This is a genomic window from Cohnella sp. 56 (genome assembly GCF_037963805.1).
Taxonomy (GTDB): Bacteria; Bacillota; Bacilli; order Paenibacillales; family Paenibacillaceae; genus Cohnella.
This window is the reverse complement of record NZ_JAZDQE010000010.1, coordinates 129025-144228: the sequence shown is the minus strand read 5'-3', so window position 1 is coordinate 144228 and position 15204 is coordinate 129025. Positions and strand designations below refer to the sequence as shown.

The 15204-nt window shown below is 63.2% G+C and carries 10 protein-coding genes; 5 read left to right on the top strand and 5 right to left on the bottom strand.

The window, feature by feature from the left end; all coding sequences use genetic code 11:
* Nucleotide 1 precedes the first annotated feature (1 nt).
* The 4 genes from metE to VQ071_RS17950 all read right to left on the bottom strand — a co-directional run bounded on the left by metE (nt 2) and on the right by VQ071_RS17950 (nt 5736).
* Nucleotides 2–2290 carry a 5-methyltetrahydropteroyltriglutamate--homocysteine S-methyltransferase gene (gene metE / locus VQ071_RS17965; protein WP_340515491.1) on the bottom strand — a complete coding sequence of 763 codons (2289 nt, stop codon included), beginning with the start codon at nt 2288–2290 and terminating at the stop codon, nt 2–4.
* Between the two features lie 170 nt (nt 2291–2460).
* Complete coding sequence (locus tag VQ071_RS17960) at nt 2461–3366, bottom strand: LysR family transcriptional regulator (RefSeq protein ID WP_340515490.1); 906 nt, start codon at nt 3364–3366, stop codon at nt 2461–2463.
* Between the two features lie 215 nt (nt 3367–3581).
* On the bottom strand, nt 3582–4793 hold the full coding sequence (locus tag VQ071_RS17955) for a GTP-binding protein (RefSeq protein WP_340515489.1): 1212 nt from the start codon (nt 4791–4793) through the stop codon (nt 3582–3584).
* 139 nt (nt 4794–4932) lie between these two features.
* On the bottom strand, nt 4933–5736 hold the full coding sequence (locus tag VQ071_RS17950; protein WP_340515488.1) for a hypothetical protein: 804 nt from the start codon (nt 5734–5736) through the stop codon (nt 4933–4935).
* Nucleotides 5737–6062: 326 nt separating this feature from the next.
* Between VQ071_RS17950 and VQ071_RS17945 the strand changes: the two genes are divergently transcribed.
* Together VQ071_RS17945 and VQ071_RS17940 are read left to right on the top strand one after the other, a co-directional pair.
* Nucleotides 6063–8168, top strand: coding sequence for a sensor histidine kinase (locus VQ071_RS17945; RefSeq protein WP_340515487.1), 2106 nt, complete (start codon nt 6063–6065; stop codon nt 8166–8168).
* Nucleotides 8143–8838 carry a response regulator transcription factor gene (locus VQ071_RS17940; protein WP_340515486.1) on the top strand — a complete coding sequence of 232 codons (696 nt, stop codon included), beginning with the start codon at nt 8143–8145 and terminating at the stop codon, nt 8836–8838. Before VQ071_RS17945 ends, VQ071_RS17940 begins: the two co-directional genes overlap by 26 nt.
* 646 nt (nt 8839–9484) lie before the next feature.
* Here VQ071_RS17940 and VQ071_RS17935 read toward each other — a convergent pair.
* A complete protein-coding gene (locus VQ071_RS17935; protein ID WP_340515485.1) occupies nt 9485–9643 on the bottom strand; it encodes a hypothetical protein in 159 nt (52 codons plus the stop codon).
* Nucleotides 9644–9818: 175 nt separating this feature from the next.
* Here VQ071_RS17935 and VQ071_RS17930 point away from each other — a divergent pair, with 175 nt between their 5' ends.
* The 3 genes from VQ071_RS17930 (at nt 9819) to VQ071_RS17920 (ending at nt 15118) form a co-directional block, all read left to right on the top strand.
* Nucleotides 9819–10604: a peptidylprolyl isomerase gene (locus VQ071_RS17930; RefSeq protein WP_340515484.1), complete on the top strand. Its 786-nt coding sequence runs from the start codon at nt 9819–9821 to the stop codon at nt 10602–10604.
* Nucleotides 10601–13669 carry a peptidase domain-containing ABC transporter gene (locus VQ071_RS17925; RefSeq protein WP_340515483.1) on the top strand — a complete coding sequence of 1023 codons (3069 nt, stop codon included), beginning with the start codon at nt 10601–10603 and terminating at the stop codon, nt 13667–13669. Before VQ071_RS17930 ends, VQ071_RS17925 begins: the two co-directional genes overlap by 4 nt.
* Before the next feature lie 150 nt (nt 13670–13819).
* Nucleotides 13820–15118 carry a serpin family protein gene (locus VQ071_RS17920; protein ID WP_340515482.1) on the top strand — a complete coding sequence of 433 codons (1299 nt, stop codon included), beginning with the start codon at nt 13820–13822 and terminating at the stop codon, nt 15116–15118.
* Nucleotides 15119–15204 lie beyond the last annotated feature (86 nt).

Genomic DNA, 15204 nt, shown 5'->3' with positions numbered 1-15204 from the left:
ATTACTGCTTCACCGCATACCGCTCGCGCGCCGCCTTCGTGGCTTCGACCATGTTGCGCAGCGAGTCGACGGTCTCCGTGCGTCCGCGCGTCTTGAGCCCGCAGTCCGGGTTGATCCAGAACAGGCCGGGATCGAGCACGCGGAGCGCGCGGTCGATCATATGGCTCATCTCGTCCGAAGAAGGGACGCGCGGGCTGTGGATATCGTAGACGCCGAGTCCGATGCCCTTGTCATACGTATGCTCCTCGAAAATCTCGATCAGCTCGCCGTGGCTGCGCGACGTCTCGATGGAGATGACGTCCGCGTCCAGCGCGCTGATGGCGTCGATGATGTCGTGGAATTCGCTGTAGCACATATGCGTATGAATCTGCGTCTCGTCGCGCACGGTCGAGGTCGACAGGCGGAACGCCCGCACGGACCAGTCGAGATAATGCGCCCACTGCTCGCGCTTCAGCGGCAAGCCTTCGCGCAGCGCCGGCTCGTCGACCTGGATCATACCGATGCCTGCCGTCTCCAGCGCCTCGATCTCGTCCCGCAGCGCGAGCGCGATCTGGTAGGCGACTTCCTCGCGGGACTTGTCGTCGCGCACGAACGACCAGTTCAGAATCGTGATCGGGCCGGTCAGCATGCCCTTCACGGGTTTGCTCGTCAGCGACTGCGCGTAGACGGTCTCGGCGACGGTCATCGGCTGCGGCAGCTCGACATCGCCGTAGATGACCGGCGGCTTCACGCAGCGGGAGCCGTACGACTGCACCCAGCCCTTCGCCGTGAAGGCGAACCCGGACAGCTTCTCTCCGAAAAACTCGACCATGTCGGTGCGCTCGAACTCGCCGTGCACGAGCACGTCCAGTCCGATGTCGTTCTGAATGTCGATCCACTCGCGGATTTGCGCCTGCACGAATGATTCGTACTGCTCGGGGCTCCACTCGCCCTTGCGCCACTTCTGCCGCGCGCCGCGCACCTCCGGCGTCTGCGGGAAGCTGCCGATCGTCGTCGTCGGCAGCGGCGGCAACTGCCACCGCGTCTCCTGCACGCCGCGTCGGACGCCGAACACGCTTGCCCGCGCAGCCGGCTCCGATGCCAACGACGCCATGCGCGTCCGCACCCGCTCATTGGTGCGCGCCGGCGATTGCTGCAGCGCGGCCCGGCTGCGATCCGCTGCCGCCAGCTCCGCCTCTACCGCGTCCGCGCCCTCGCTGCCCGCCTTGGCAAGCAGCGCCAGCTCGGCCAGCTTCTCGTCGGCGAAGGCGAGCGCGCCGCGCAGCTCCTGCGGAAGCGTCGTCTCGAGCGCGAGACTGACCGGCACATGCAGCAGGCTGCTCGAAGGCTGCACGACGATGCGCTCGGCCGGCACGATCGCGAGGAGCGACTGCAGCGTCTCCCCTTTGACGCGCAGATCTGCCTTCCAGATGTTGCGGCCGTCGATGAGGCCCGCGCCGAGCACCTTGTCCGCCGGGAAGCCGCGCTCGCGCACGGCCTTCAGGTTGCGGCCGCCGTCGTGTACGAAGTCGAGGCCGATGCCGCCGACCGGCAGCGAGACGACGAAGTCGTAGTCGTCGACCGACTCGAAGTACGTTTGCAGCAGCAGCTTGACGCCCGGCGCCTCGCCGGCGAGCGCCTCATAGATGCGCTTCACGCGCGCCAGATCGGACTCGTCCAGCGTCGTCGCCAGGATCGGCTCGTCCACCTGCACCCAGGCGACGCCTTCGGCCGCCAGCTCTCGCAGCACCTGGCCGTAGAGCGGCAGCAGCCGGTCGATCCATGCGTCCAGCTCGCCCGGCGCGTAGCCCTTCGACAGCTTCAGGTACGTGTACGGGCCGACGATGACCGGACGGCCTTCGATGCCCAGCTCCGCCTTCGCCTCGCGATACGCTTCAAGCGGACGGTTGACGGTCAGTTGCGGCTTGACGCCGGCGGTCAGCTCGGGCACGATATAGTGGTAGTTGGTGTTGAACCACTTGGTCATCTCGCTCGCGGCCGACTCGCGGTTGCCCCGCGCAACCGCATAATAGGTCGCCAAGGCCACTTCGCCGCCCGTATATCCGAACCGCTCGGGGATCAGGCCGAACATTGCAGAAGTATCGAGAATATGATCGTAGTACGTAAACTCGCCCACAGGGATCAGGTCGATGCCAAGGTCCCGCTGTTTTTTCAAATTGTCCAGACGAATCGTCTTCAACGCCGCATGCAGCGCAGCCTCGTCCAGCTTGCCTGCCCAATATGCCTCCAGCGCCTTCTTCCACTCACGGTCCGCTCCGATGCGGGGGTAGCCCAGGTTGCCGCTCTTCATAATATGTTTCTTCTCCTCTGCCATTCCAATGTAGAGCGAGACGCCCGCGGCCCGTGCCGTTAGAGCGCTTCGCTTGCTAATTGAAAGATAGCACAGGCGTCTGGTTATAGCGTAACTTCAATATACTATTGCTGGTTATAGCTAATGGCTATACCGGCCATCCGCGCGATTCACTCTACGGCGATTGCCTGATGGAGCGCTTCGACGTACGCGACGGCGAGCTTCGAGAGCGCGGCGTTCTGGTGGCTGATCCAGCCGACATGCAGCGTCTCATCGCTGGCGAGAGGAACCGGGATGATCTCGTTGCCGTTCAAGTCCGCGCTTAGCACGCCGGTCGAGATCGTGTAGCCGTTCAGTCCGATGAGCAGGTTGAACAGCGTCGCTCTGTCGTTCACCTTGATGCTTTTTTTGTGGGACAGGGTGCTCAATATCTCCTCGGAAAAGTGGAACGAATTGTACTCCCCCTGCTCAAAATGCAGGTACGGGTAGTCGTCGAGCTGGTCGATCGTCACGAACGGGTGGCGGGCGAGCGGATTGTTCACGCTGACGAAGATATGCGCCTTGGCCGTGAACAGGCTCGTGAACTTCAGGTTGGCGTCCCGCAGCAGCCGCGTGATGACCTTGGCGTTGAACTCGTTGATGTACAGGATGCCGATCTCGCTGCGCTGGCTCTTCACGTCCTGGATGATCTCGTGGGTCTTGGTCTCCCGGAGCGCCAGCTCGTATTCGTCCTGGCCATGCTCGCGCACGAGCTGGACGAATGCGTTGACCGCGAATGCGTAGTGCTGCGTCGATACGGAAAAATGCTGCGGCGCGGGCTTCGCGCCCAGATACCTGTTCTCCAGCAGCTCGGCCTGCTCGATGACCTGCCGCGCGTATCCGAGGAACTCGGCCCCGGCCTTGGACAGCGAGATGCCCTTGTTCGTGCGCTCGAAGATGGTGATGCGCAGCTCTTCCTCCAGGTCCTTGATGGCGTTGGAGAGGCTTGGCTGCGAGATGAAAAGGCGCTTGGCGGCTTCGTTCATCGAACCGCGGTTCGCGACCTCGATGACGTAGCGCAGTTGCTGGAGCGTCATGGCTTATCGTTCCTTTCAGGCGGGCGGACGGGCTGCCTTCATTGTTGCCTTCATGATACCACGAACCGGCGCCGCCGGTCTGCCCTGCCCGTCGCCGGGATAGGCCGTCGACCGCGGATCGACTGCCGACCGTGACTCAACTGCCGACCCTCATCCGGCAAGCGCAGCGCCACCCGCCCGCCCGGCGACCGACAAGCTCCGCGCCCGCCTCGGCTTTAGCGCTGCTCCAGCAGCTCCGCCTGCGCATTGGGGAACGGATCGGCCAGCCGGCGCCAATCCGAAGCCAGCTCGGCATCGGACAGCAGGCACGCGTCCAGCCCGTCCTCGAGCGAGCGGCGGTCCATGTCGATGCCGATCAGCACCAGCTGGTTCAGCCGGTCGCCGTATTCGGCATGCCAGCCGCGGCGAAGCTCCGGCTCCTCGCGGAGCATCTGCTCCCGCTGTGCCTGCGGCAGCGCTGCGATCCAGTAGCCGGCCGGTCCCATCTGGATAGACGGCCCGGCCTGGCTGAGCGACTGCGCCATGTCGCTGCGCGTCGCCAGCCACAGCGTCCCCTTCGCCCGCACGACCTCCGGCGGCCAGTCGGACATCCACGCCATCAGCCTGGCGGGATGGAAGGGCCGCACCCGCTCGTACACAAACGAGGCGATGCCGTATTCCTCCGTCTCCGGCGTATGATGCGGCCGCTCCAGCTCGCGGATCCAGCCCGCCGACCGGCTCGCCCGGTCGAAGTCGAACAGCCCCGTGTTCAGAATCGCGGCAGGCTCGACCTGCCCGCCCGACGCGCGGATGAACCGCGCGGTCGGTTGAAGCGCGCGCAGCACCCGCTCCAGCTCGTCCAGGCTGTCCGCGTCCAGACGATCGCATTTGTTGAGCACCAGCACGTCGCAAAATTCGATCTGGTCGATCAACAGGTCCGACACTTCCCGCGTATCGTTGTCGCCGGCGGCCTGGCTCCGCTCAAGCAGCGTCTCCCCCGACGAATAATCGTGCCAGAAGCGGTACGCGTCCACGACCGTCACCATCGTATCGAGCCGGCACAGCTTCGTCAGGTCGATATCCAGTTCCTCGTCGATGTAGCTGAACGTTTGCGCGACCGGCAGCGGTTCCCCGATGCCCGTGGACTCGATCAGAATATAGTCGAACCGGTCTGCGCGGGCGAGCCGCTCCACCTCCTGCAGCAGATCCTCCCGCAGCGTGCAGCAGATGCAGCCGTTCGACATCTCCACGAGCGTCTCGTTCGTGCGCGACACCCCGCCGCCGTCGCGGATCAGATCCGCGTCGATGTTCACCTCGCTCAGATCGTTGACGATGACCGCAACCTTCAAGCCGTCGCGATTGTTCAGCACATGGTTCAGAATCGTCGTCTTGCCTGCGCCGAGATACCCGCTCAGCACCGTGACGGGAATACGCTTGTTCAATTTCATCGCAGCCTCCGAATCAATATTAAATTGTAATATTTACGATTAAAGGATAACAAGAAAAGAACCGCCCGTCAATTCCCGCACGGACGGTCCACAGCCGCTTTATTCAGAATCGTATTGAATCTCACGCGGCCCCATCCGCTCAACGTGAGCCGTCCCGCTCCCCGCGCTTCAGCATGCAGTGCTCGGCCAGCGCCTTGATCTCCGCGCTCATTCTCGGGGAGACCGCTGCGATCTCCTCCAGATAGGCGAGCAGGCACAGCGCGGATTCGGGCAGCCGTTCATAGCCCTGCAGCAGGCCCGGCAGGCGGGCGGCGAACCGGGGGAACCTCGCCTCCGCCCTGCGCTCGTTGCCGAACCGGTCGGGATAATACGGCACCTCCGGCTCCAGCAGATGCATCACCGACAGCAGGCCGTCGATCGGATAGCTCTCTATGAAGCGCATCGCGGACAGCCGCTCGCCTCTGGCGTAGCGGCCAAGCCCGACATACAGATTGGTCAGCGCTTCTCCGACGACGTAGTCGACCGATTGCCCGCGCTTGCTCGGAATGACGGCCTGCCCGTTGACGATGTCATCGCCGGCGCAGGAAGGATGCTGCCAGATCATTCTGCCGCCCGTATACTGCGCCTGCGCCAGCTCCGCCTCCTCGAACACCGCGAATTCTCCGTAAATGCCGTCCTCGAACAAAATTTTGTGGCCGACGTCGGCATTTTTAAAATGATACGCCATCGGACAAACTTCCTCCAGCCAATCCAGCCGCTCGATATAGTTGTGCTGGCTGCCCGGAACCGTCACCACAAAAAAATCAAGATCCGAATACGCGTCGATGCGGTCCGTTTCCACCCCTACCGAGCCCAGTCCGAACACGGCCAGCACATCCCCCCTCGCGGCCAGCGAGCGGCCAATATCGTCCATCCGTTGCAGCAATGCCTGCTTTCGATCCATCGTTCGTCTCCTCTCAGCCTAGGCCGGATCAAAATAAAAAGGGCCCAACCGCGCATCGTTCAGCGAGGTTGAACCCTAAGGTTACATGGCCTTTGTTTGCATAAATCTTACTATGGCCGCATCGCGGCGTCAAGACGGCAACGGTCGCCTGCTCCGACGGCGTTCAGTACCGCCCCCAATCTGGCGCGTCTCTTCATAAAATGTCGAATTTCCGCTTGAAATCCGCCGCATATTTAAGGATAATACTCCAGACATAATGTCTGCCAAATCACTTTTCTATTATGCATATTTTTACATATCGCAGCTTGGGCCGGGGAGTGGGCATCGTGAGATACATCGTTTGCTTGCTGATGGGGCTATTGATCGGGTGCGGCAGCGCGTCCTCCGCTTGGGCGAAGTCGCTCGATGCCCGAGACTCGGAGCTATGGCATCCGCGTGAGGACGGCATCGTGTACCTGCACGGACCCTGGGAGCTGTACTGGAATCGGCTGCTTGAACCGGGTGACTTCGCGTCCGGCTCTCCGGCAGACGCGATGTCCGTCACCGTGCCCGCCGAGTGGCATTCCTACAAGACAGGCGGACACGCCCTTTCCAACGAAGGCTTCGCGACGTACACAATCCGTTTCTCCTTGTCGAACGAGGCTTCGTCGCAGCCGCTCGGCCTGTATGTCCACAATGTCGCCTCCGCCTATCGGCTGTGGATTAACGGCGCGCCGGCGGGCGGCATCGGGACCGTCGGCACGGACGCCGCCCGCATGATCCCGCGCAGCTATCCGAACGTCTACTTTTTCGTGCCGCGGACCGGGGACAACGAGCTTGTGATCCAGGTGTCCAACTTTTCACAGCGCACCGGCGGCATCTGGGAAGGCATCGAGCTCGGAGATGCGCAGCAGATTGCCTCGCTGCACCGCAACAATGTGCTGACCTGGATGTTCGCCGCCGGCAGCTTGACAGTTATGGCGGTATTCTCCTTTTTCCTCTACTTGTTCCGCAAAAAGGATCTCGCCGCGCTCTGGTTCGGGCTGATCTGCCTGGCCATCTGCATCCGTTCTTCGCTGCTCGGAGAATCGTATGCCTACGCCCTGCTCCCGTGGCTCTCCTGGGACTGGGGGGTCAAGCTGGAATATTGGTCGGAGATCGTCACTATTCTCGGGATCGCCGCCTTCGTCAACAAGCAGTATCCGCAGGAGGCGATCCGGCGCGTATTTCCCGCGTTCGGCGCTGCGCTCGCCGCCTTCGCCGCGTTCGTGCTCGTAACGCCCGCCAAGGTGTATACGCTCTACATGGTGCCGTACGTTCTGCTGCTGCTGCTGCCCGTTTTCCTGTACGTCCTGTATGTATACGTTCGCGCCGCGCTGCGCCGAAGAGCGGGGTCGCGGGCCAATTTTGTCGGCTTTACGGTCTTTTTCGCATCCGTTATTTACGATGTGCTCTACTACACCGGCTTCGTTCCGTTCGGCGGGCTCGTCACGTTCGGGCTGCTTTTTTTCCTGATGACCCAGCTGCTGAACGTATCGCAGACGTTCACGAGAGCGATCACGCAGTCCGAATGGCTGACGTCGGAGCTTCGCAAGACGATCGAGTCGCAGGAGGAGACGATCCGGCAGCGGACCTCTTCCCTGCAGGCGCTGAACCGGAAGCTGGAGGAAGGCAATCGGGAGCTGAGCCGGATCGAGGAGGAGCGCAGCGCGCTGCTGGCCGAAGTCCGCCACGATCTGATGACGCCGATCACCTCCATCAAAGGCTTCTCGAAGGCGATCATGACAGGCGTCATCGCCGACGAAGCGCCGCATTACGCAAGCCGCGTCTACGAACGGAGCCTGCTCCTCGAGCAGCTGATCGACAATGTCGTCGAGCTCAGCGAGCTGAAGGCGGGCGGCGCGCCGTTCCGGTTCGAGGAGACGCCCCTGCTCCCTCTGCTGCGCCATTTGTGCCGCCGGTACGAGGCCGACGCCGACGCAGCCGGCATCGGCCTGATCTGGGAGGAGCCGGATGCGTGGCCGCCGCCCGACCGGGAGATTGTCGTCCGTCTCGACCCGGTGCGCTTCGAGCGCGTATTCGCCAACCTCGTCTCGAACGCGGTCAAGTATACGCCTGGCGATGGACGAATCACCGTATGGGCCGAATACGGGCCCGGCGAGCATCCGCATGACGATCGCGTCACGGTCCATGTGACCGACACCGGGATGGGCATTGCCGAGTCCGAGCTGGCCCATATTTTCAAGCGGCGCTACCGGGTGCCGGATACGCAGGCCGGCGCCGGGAGCGGCCTGGGACTGGCGATCTGCGAAGAAATCGTGAAGCGGCACGGCGGCACGATCGGCGCGCGCAGCCGGCCGGGGGCGGGAAGCGACTTCTTCCTGACGCTCCCCGCGCTCGCGCGCGACGCGGAAGGAGGTCAATCGCATGAGCACACGTATACTGCTGGTTGAAGACGATGCCGATATTCGCGATCTCGTGGCCATCTACCTGCGGCGGGAAGGCTGCCGCGTCGATCCGGCGAAGAGTGCGGAGCAGGGACTCGATATGCTGGGACGCTCGGCATACGATCTGCTCATCACCGATATCATGCTGCCCGGCATGGACGGGATGAAGCTGGTGAAGGCCGTGCGGGAGCGCTCCGATATGCCGATTCTGTTCATGACGAGCCGGATCGCACCGCAGGATATCGTGGCCGGGCTCGGCATCGGCGGGGACGATTATATTACGAAGCCGTTCGAGCCCGAGGTGCTCGTGGCGCGCGTGAAGGCCGCGCTGCGGCGCAGCCGGGGCCGCAGGACAGATGACGGCGGCGAAGCCGTATGGGACGACGGCTGGCTGGCCGTCCGCAAGGAAGGGCTCGAGGTGCTCGTAGGCGGCGCGCCGGCGTCTCTGCCGGCCAAAGAGCTGCAGCTGCTGCTGTACCTGCTCGAGCATCCGAAAAAGGTGTTCAGCGTCGCGCAGCTGTACGAGAAAATATGGGGGCTCGACGGCATCAGCGACGAGCGTACGGTGATGGTTCATATCCATCATCTGCGCAAAAAAATCGAGAAAGATCCCGCGAACCCCGCCTATATCGTCACGGTCCGCGGCTTCGGCTACAAGTTCGGCAGAGAGCGATGACCACAAAATCCGACGCCGCTGTCGCTTCAGTAACATTGGTTTTGGGCGCTTGCAGCGGGCGGGCGCTCCTGTAACCGCGCATTTCTCGCTTGCAGCACGGTCCTGCACACTCGTCACTTCTGTAGCGGTGCTTTTCTCGCTTACAGCGGGCGCCCGCTCCTGTAGCGGCGCATTTCTCGCTTGCGGCGCGGTCCCGTACACTCGTCACTTCTGTAGCGGTGCTTTTCTCGCTTGCAGCGGGCGGGCGCTCCTGTAGCCGCGCTTTTCTCGCTTGCAGCAGCACGGTTCCGCACACTCGTCACTTCTGTAGCGGTGCTTTTCTCGCTTACAGCGGGCGCCCGCTCCTGTAGCCGCGCTTTTCTCGCTTGCAGCACGGTTCCGCACACTCGCCACTCCTGTAGCGCTGCATTTCTCGCTTGCAGCGGGCGGGCGCTCCTGTAGCGGCGCATTTCGCGCTTGCAGCACGGTCCCGCACACTCGTCACTTGAGTAACAGTGCTTTTCTCGCTTGCAGCATGCGCCCGCTCCTGTAGCCGCGCCCTGACACTTATGCCGCGCGCTTCCCCCCACACCCGCAAAGCTATAAACATGCCGAAAAGCCCCAAGCCGGCAGCTACCGGCTTAGGGCTTTCATGCGCTTTTCAAGATTAAGGCCGAATGACGACCTTCTTGACGATCGGTCTGGAGCTGGTCATCAGATCTCCGCCGAGCACGTCCTTCAGTTGTTCCTCGGACGCTTCCTGCGCCAGATCGTGCAGCTCCAGGACCGCTTCCTCGCCCGGCTTCTTCTCGTTCTTATCCGTCATTTCGGGTTCCCCTCCTCTGTTAGCGTCATGCCATAGCCATTATATAGGACTTGTTTTAAGTTTTGATTAAGTTTCTCCGCGCCCGCCGCTGCGGATGATAAAATACGGCCATAAGCACGGCCGACCGCAGCAATGAAACGAGTAAAGATGAAGCGATAGTGGAGATGAAACGACTGTGGATACGTCGACCGTAAGCCTGATGCGCGTCCATAACCGGACGCTGACCCTGAGGCAGCTGCTTCACAGGCTCCGCGCGGACGTCTCGCTGGCGGCGATCGAGCGCTGCCGGGAGGATCTGGCGCTCGAATGCTGGGCGGAAGCGCTCGGACTGGCGGCCGACGCCGCAGGACTGCAGGAGCTGCTCGTCCGGTTCCGCCGCGCGCACGGCTTGTTTACGGCAGAGCATACCGTGGCCTGGCTGCAAGCCCGGGACATGACGCTGGACGAGCTCGCCGCTATGCTGAAGCCGCAAGCGCTGCGGGCGGCGCTTGCTTCCCGGCTCGTGACGGCCGAGGAGATCCGGCTCCATTTTCTCGAATGCTCCCACCTGTTCGATCGCGCCGAGATCTCGGTCATCGCGACGGCGGAATACGGCATCGCCCAGGAGTTGCTGTTCCGGATGGAGGAAGGCGCGGACTTCCACGCGCTCGCTCGGTCGTACTCGTCGGATGCGGCGAGCGCCAAGTCGGGGGGATACGTCGGCCTCATCGGCCGCGGCGAGCTGGATCCGGAAGCGGCGGCAGCGGTATTCCATGCGTCTGCGGGCGACGTTGTCGGCCCGTTCGAGCGCAGACGCGAATACATGCTTTATCTGGTGGAGGCGCTGTATCCGGCCGAGTTGGACGGAAAGACGGAGGCGGATATCCGCGAGCGGATTTTTCGCGACAAGCTGGAAGCGTACGGCCGCACGCTCGAGATCGACGAGATTGTCCAGAGCGCAGGAAAGGAACAGACACCGTGAACGACAATGTCTTGGATGCTTTAAGCCGTCTGCCGCTCTTCGATGTATTCACGCCGGAAGAACGGCAGCTGCTGGCCGGTCAGTTCCGGCCCGTCGCGTATGCGATGGGACAGTCGATCGTCAGCCGCGAGCACTCGCCGGACGCATTCTACATCATCCTGTCCGGCGACGCCCGCAAGATCGCCATCGGCGCCGCAGGAAAAGAAACGAATCTCGGCCTGCTGCGGCCGGGCGAGCACTTCGGCGAGCATGGACTGCTCGGCGACGAGTCCGGGTCGACCTTGATCATCCGCGCTTCGACCGATCTGGAAGCGCTGCGGATCGACCGCCGCCAGTTCCGGGAGATGGTCGAGCAGCATCCGGCGATCGACAGCTATTTCCGCGAATATATCGCTTCGGACGTGATCCGCTCCTTTCTCAAGAACAACACCGTGCTCGCACATGTCGATCACGCCGCGCTTCGTTCGCTGCTCGACCGGCTGGAGGTCCGCGCGTACGAGCCTGGCGCCCTCCTCGTCCGCGAGGGAGATGACGGAGACGCCTTCTACATTCTGAAGACCGGCTCGGCGTATGTGGAGAAAGATCCGGATGCGCAGGTCGTCAACCGGCTGTATGCGGGCGACTTCTTCGGGGAGCTGGCGCTCCTCACGGGAGAGCCGCGCCGCGCGACGATCCGGGCGGCCGAGCCGGTGACGGCGTTCCGCCTCTCCAAGACGGACTTCGAGGCGCTCGTCGGCCGCTATCCGCTCCTGCTCGAATCGATGCGCCGCATCTCCGCCCATTATTCGTCCCGGGCGATGGTTCAAGATACGGCGCCGGAACAGGCGGAGCCCGAATCCGTACCGGGCCGTCCGGACGAGGCTGCCGATCTCTCGCCGGTAGCCAGGCCCGCCGTCAATCCGCTGAAGGCATGGCGCTGGCGCCGCAAATACCCGGCGCTCATGCAGCAGAGCGAGATGGACTGCGGGCCGACATGTCTGACGATGATCGCCCGCTATTATGGGCTGCATGCCGGCGTCAACCGGATGCGCGAGCGCTGCGACGTCGGCGCCGAAGGCACGTCGATGCTCGGGCTTGTCGAGACGCTCGAATCGCTCGGATTCGAGGCAAGAGGGCTGAAGACGACGATCTCGCTCGCGCATGAGCTGACGACGCCTTTTATCGCGCATTGGAACGGCAATCACTATGTCGTCGTGTACGAAGTCGGCGAACGCGGCCTTGTCGTGGCGGACCCTGCGCTGGGCTATGTGGACACCGTGCCGCTCGATCAGGCGCGCAGTCATTGGACCGGATATGCGATCGACCTGAAGCCGGCCGGCCCGCTCGCGCCTCTGGCGGACCGGGAAGTGCTGTGGCGACGCTATCTCGGGTACTTTTCCCCGTTCAAAAAGCTGCTCGCGTCCGCGTTCGGTCTCGCCCTGGCGATCGAGGCCGTCTTTCTCGCGTTCCCCGTGATGACCCAGCAAGTATTCGACCGGGTATTGGGAGCGTCGAACTGGCCGCTGCTTCGTCTGATCGCCGTGGCGATGCTCGTGCTCGCCTGCTTCCAGGTCGCCAGCATCGCCATTCGGCAGCTGCTGCTCGGACGGCTCGCGAATGCGGTCGACCGGTCGATGATGGACAATTTCTACCGGCAACTGTTCCGCCTGCCATATGCCTACTTCGCCCGGCGTACGTCCGGCGATATTCTGACCCGGGTCCACGAGAACGAGAAGCTCCGGCGGGTGCTCACCGATCATGCCGTCGAGCTGTGCCTGGACGTATTGACCTTGCTCGTATACGGCGCGCTGATGGCGTATTACCAGGCGGGGCTCGCGGTCGTCTCGTTGTCGCTCATCCCGCTCTATATCGGGCTGTACGCATACCTGCTGCCCAGACAGCGGCGGAACCTGCGCCGGCAGCTCATCGCGGACGGGGAATCTCAGACGCAGATCGTAGAAGCCGTGCAGACGATCGCAGTCGTCAAAGGATTGTCCATGGAACGAAGCGTGAGGCGCAAGCTGATGACCAAGCTGAACCGGCTGCTCGCGCTGCGTCTGGAAGGCAACCGGATCGAAGCGACGGCGCGGGCGGCCGCTGCGGGCCTCCGCTCGCTCGGCCAGGTGGCGCTCCTCTACTTCGGCGCCCGGTACGTGCTGGACGGGCGGCTCACCGAGGGCGGGCTCGTCGCGTATACCGTCCTGTTCACGTCCTTCCTGTATGCGCTGGAGATGATCTCCCAGCGGAGCGGCGAGATCGCCGAGGCGCGGGTGTCCATGGAGCGGCTGAACGACGTATTCGAGTCGACGCCCGAGCACCCGCAGCCGGACAAGATGCGGATGCTGCCCGCTATTCAAGGCCATGTCCGCTTCGAGCGGGTGTCGTTCCAATATTACCGGGGCGGCAAGCTGATCCTGCAAAATCTCGATCTGGAACTGAAGCCCGGACAGACGGTGGCGCTCGTCGGACGGAGCGGCTCCGGCAAGTCGACGATCGCGAACCTGCTGCTCAAGCTGCTGGAGCCGTCCGGCGGCACGATCTATGTCGACGGCTATCCGCTGCGGGAGGCCCATGCCGCCTCCATACGCAGGCAGGTCGGCGTCGTGCAGCAGGACACGATGCTGTTCCGCGGCTCCGTGCGGGATAACATCGCGGCGGGCGGCGAGCAGGCCCCCTGCGAGGACATCGAGCGGGCGGCACGGCTCGCGGGCGCGCACGAATTCATCGAAGCGCTGCCGCTCGGCTACGACACGATGATCGGCGAAGGCGGCATCCGGCTGTCCGGCGGCCAGCGGCAGCGCATCGTCATCGCACGCGCACTCATGAACGATCCGCGCATTCTGATCTTCGACGAGGCGACCAGCGCCCTCGATACGGAATCCGAACGCATCATCCAACGCAACATGGACGAGATGCGCCAAGGCCGGACGATGCTGATCATCGCCCACCGGCTCAGCACGATCCGGCAGGCGGACCTGATCGTCGTGCTCGATCAAGGCGCGGTGGCCGAGAGCGGGACCCATGAGCAGCTGCTGGAGCGCCAGGGACTGTATCATCATCTGGTCGGACGACAATCTGTCACGTAGTCTGGCACCTAGTCCGGCACGCAGTCCGGCTCGCAGTCCAGCACGCAGTCCAGCACGCAGTCCGGTTCGTACGCCGTGCGCACCGTCGCAACAATCGCACCGCAACACACGTCTTGAATGGAAAGACGTGCTCATGCGGGGGGAATTGGGATGGATACGAAAATCAAAAAAAGATGGTATGCAGGGTCGGCGGTCATACTGGCAGGCGCGATCGCGCTGACGACGGCGCTCGTCCTGCCTGCGACAGACGGTCAGCGGAAGGTGGAGGCGACCGATCTGAGCGGCAGCTTCAAGCCCCGGCCCGTCAACGGCAAACAAGCCGACGCCGTATTTACGGGCAGCGCGGCCGACTTTGCCGTCGATCTGTTCAAGAAGAGCTATGCCGATAATGCCAACACGCTCGTCTCCCCGCTGTCGGTCATGCTGGCGCTCGGCATGACGGCGGGCGGCGCGGACGGCGATACGCTGGCGCAGATGGAGCGGACGCTCGGCGGCGGCATGCCGATCGCCGAGCTCGACGCCTACCTGCACGACTATTCCGCGGCGCTTCAGGGCGACGGCGGGCACAGCGAGCTGTCGCTCGGCAACTCCATCTGGCTGCGCGACGATGCGGAGCGCCTCGCGATCTCTCCCGATTTTCTCCAGCGGACCGCCGATTACTACGGTGCCCCTGCCTACAAAGCCAAGTTCGACGAACGCACGGTGGCCGATATCAACGGCTGGGTGTCCGACCGGACGAAGGGAATGATCCCGAAGATACTGGCCGAGATTCCTCCGGAGGCGCAAATGTATCTCATCAATGCCGTCGCCTTCGATGCGGACTGGGAACGGCCCTACGACAGCCGCAACGTGCATGACGGCAAGTTCGCCGCCGCCAACGGAGAGAGACGGGACGTACAGATGATGAACTCCGCCGAGAACGTCTATGTGACGGACGGTCATGCGGTCGGATTCATCCGCCCGTATGCGGGTGGGCGCTTCAGCTTCGCCGCCGTGCTGCCCGCGGCCGGGACGCCGATCGGCACCTACGTGAGCTCGCTGACCGGCGCTTCGTGGCTGAAGCTCATGGACAGCGAGCAGTCCGCGGACGTGCGGGCATCGCTGCCCAAGTTCGAGTACCGCGACTCGCATGAGTTGAAAAAAACGCTCGCAGCGTTCGGCATGACCGATGCCTTCGAGCCGGGACGGGCCGACTTCAACCGTATGGGCAAGGCGGCGGACGGCAATCTGTACATCAGCGAAGTCGTGCACAAAACATTCATCTCGGTCGACGAGAAGGGCACGAAGGCGGCGGCGGTCACCGAGGTCGGAATCGCAGCGACGTCCGCGCGCGCTGTCGAACCGATCGTCATCGAGCTGAACCGTCCGTTCGTCTACGCGATCGTCGACAATGCGACGAAGCTGCCGGTATTCATCGGCGCGCTGACCGACATGGCGCAATTGTCTTGATATTGGATCGGCATCGGCCCGGTACGCTCAGTCGTATCGGGCGTTGTATTTGGAGGGACATCCATTTATAATATTGATAATCGTTC

Bases quoted from the DNA above. Each gene is read 5' to 3' on its own strand.
- VQ071_RS17940 (WP_340515486.1), top strand. From the start codon at position 8,143: ATGAGCACACGTATACTGCTGGTTGAAGACGATGCCGATATTCGCGAT.
- VQ071_RS17955 (WP_340515489.1), bottom strand. From the start codon at position 4,793: ATGAAATTGAACAAGCGTATTCCCGTCACGGTGCTGAGCGGGTATCTC.
- VQ071_RS17960 (WP_340515490.1), bottom strand. From the start codon at position 3,366: ATGACGCTCCAGCAACTGCGCTACGTCATCGAGGTCGCGAACCGCGGT.
- VQ071_RS17950 (WP_340515488.1), bottom strand. From the start codon at position 5,736: ATGGATCGAAAGCAGGCATTGCTGCAACGGATGGACGATATTGGCCGC.
- VQ071_RS17920 (WP_340515482.1), top strand. From the start codon at position 13,820: ATGGATACGAAAATCAAAAAAAGATGGTATGCAGGGTCGGCGGTCATA.
- metE (WP_340515491.1), bottom strand. From the start codon at position 2,290: ATGAAGAGCGGCAACCTGGGCTACCCCCGCATCGGAGCGGACCGTGAG.
- VQ071_RS17935 (WP_340515485.1), bottom strand. From the start codon at position 9,643: ATGACGGATAAGAACGAGAAGAAGCCGGGCGAGGAAGCGGTCCTGGAG.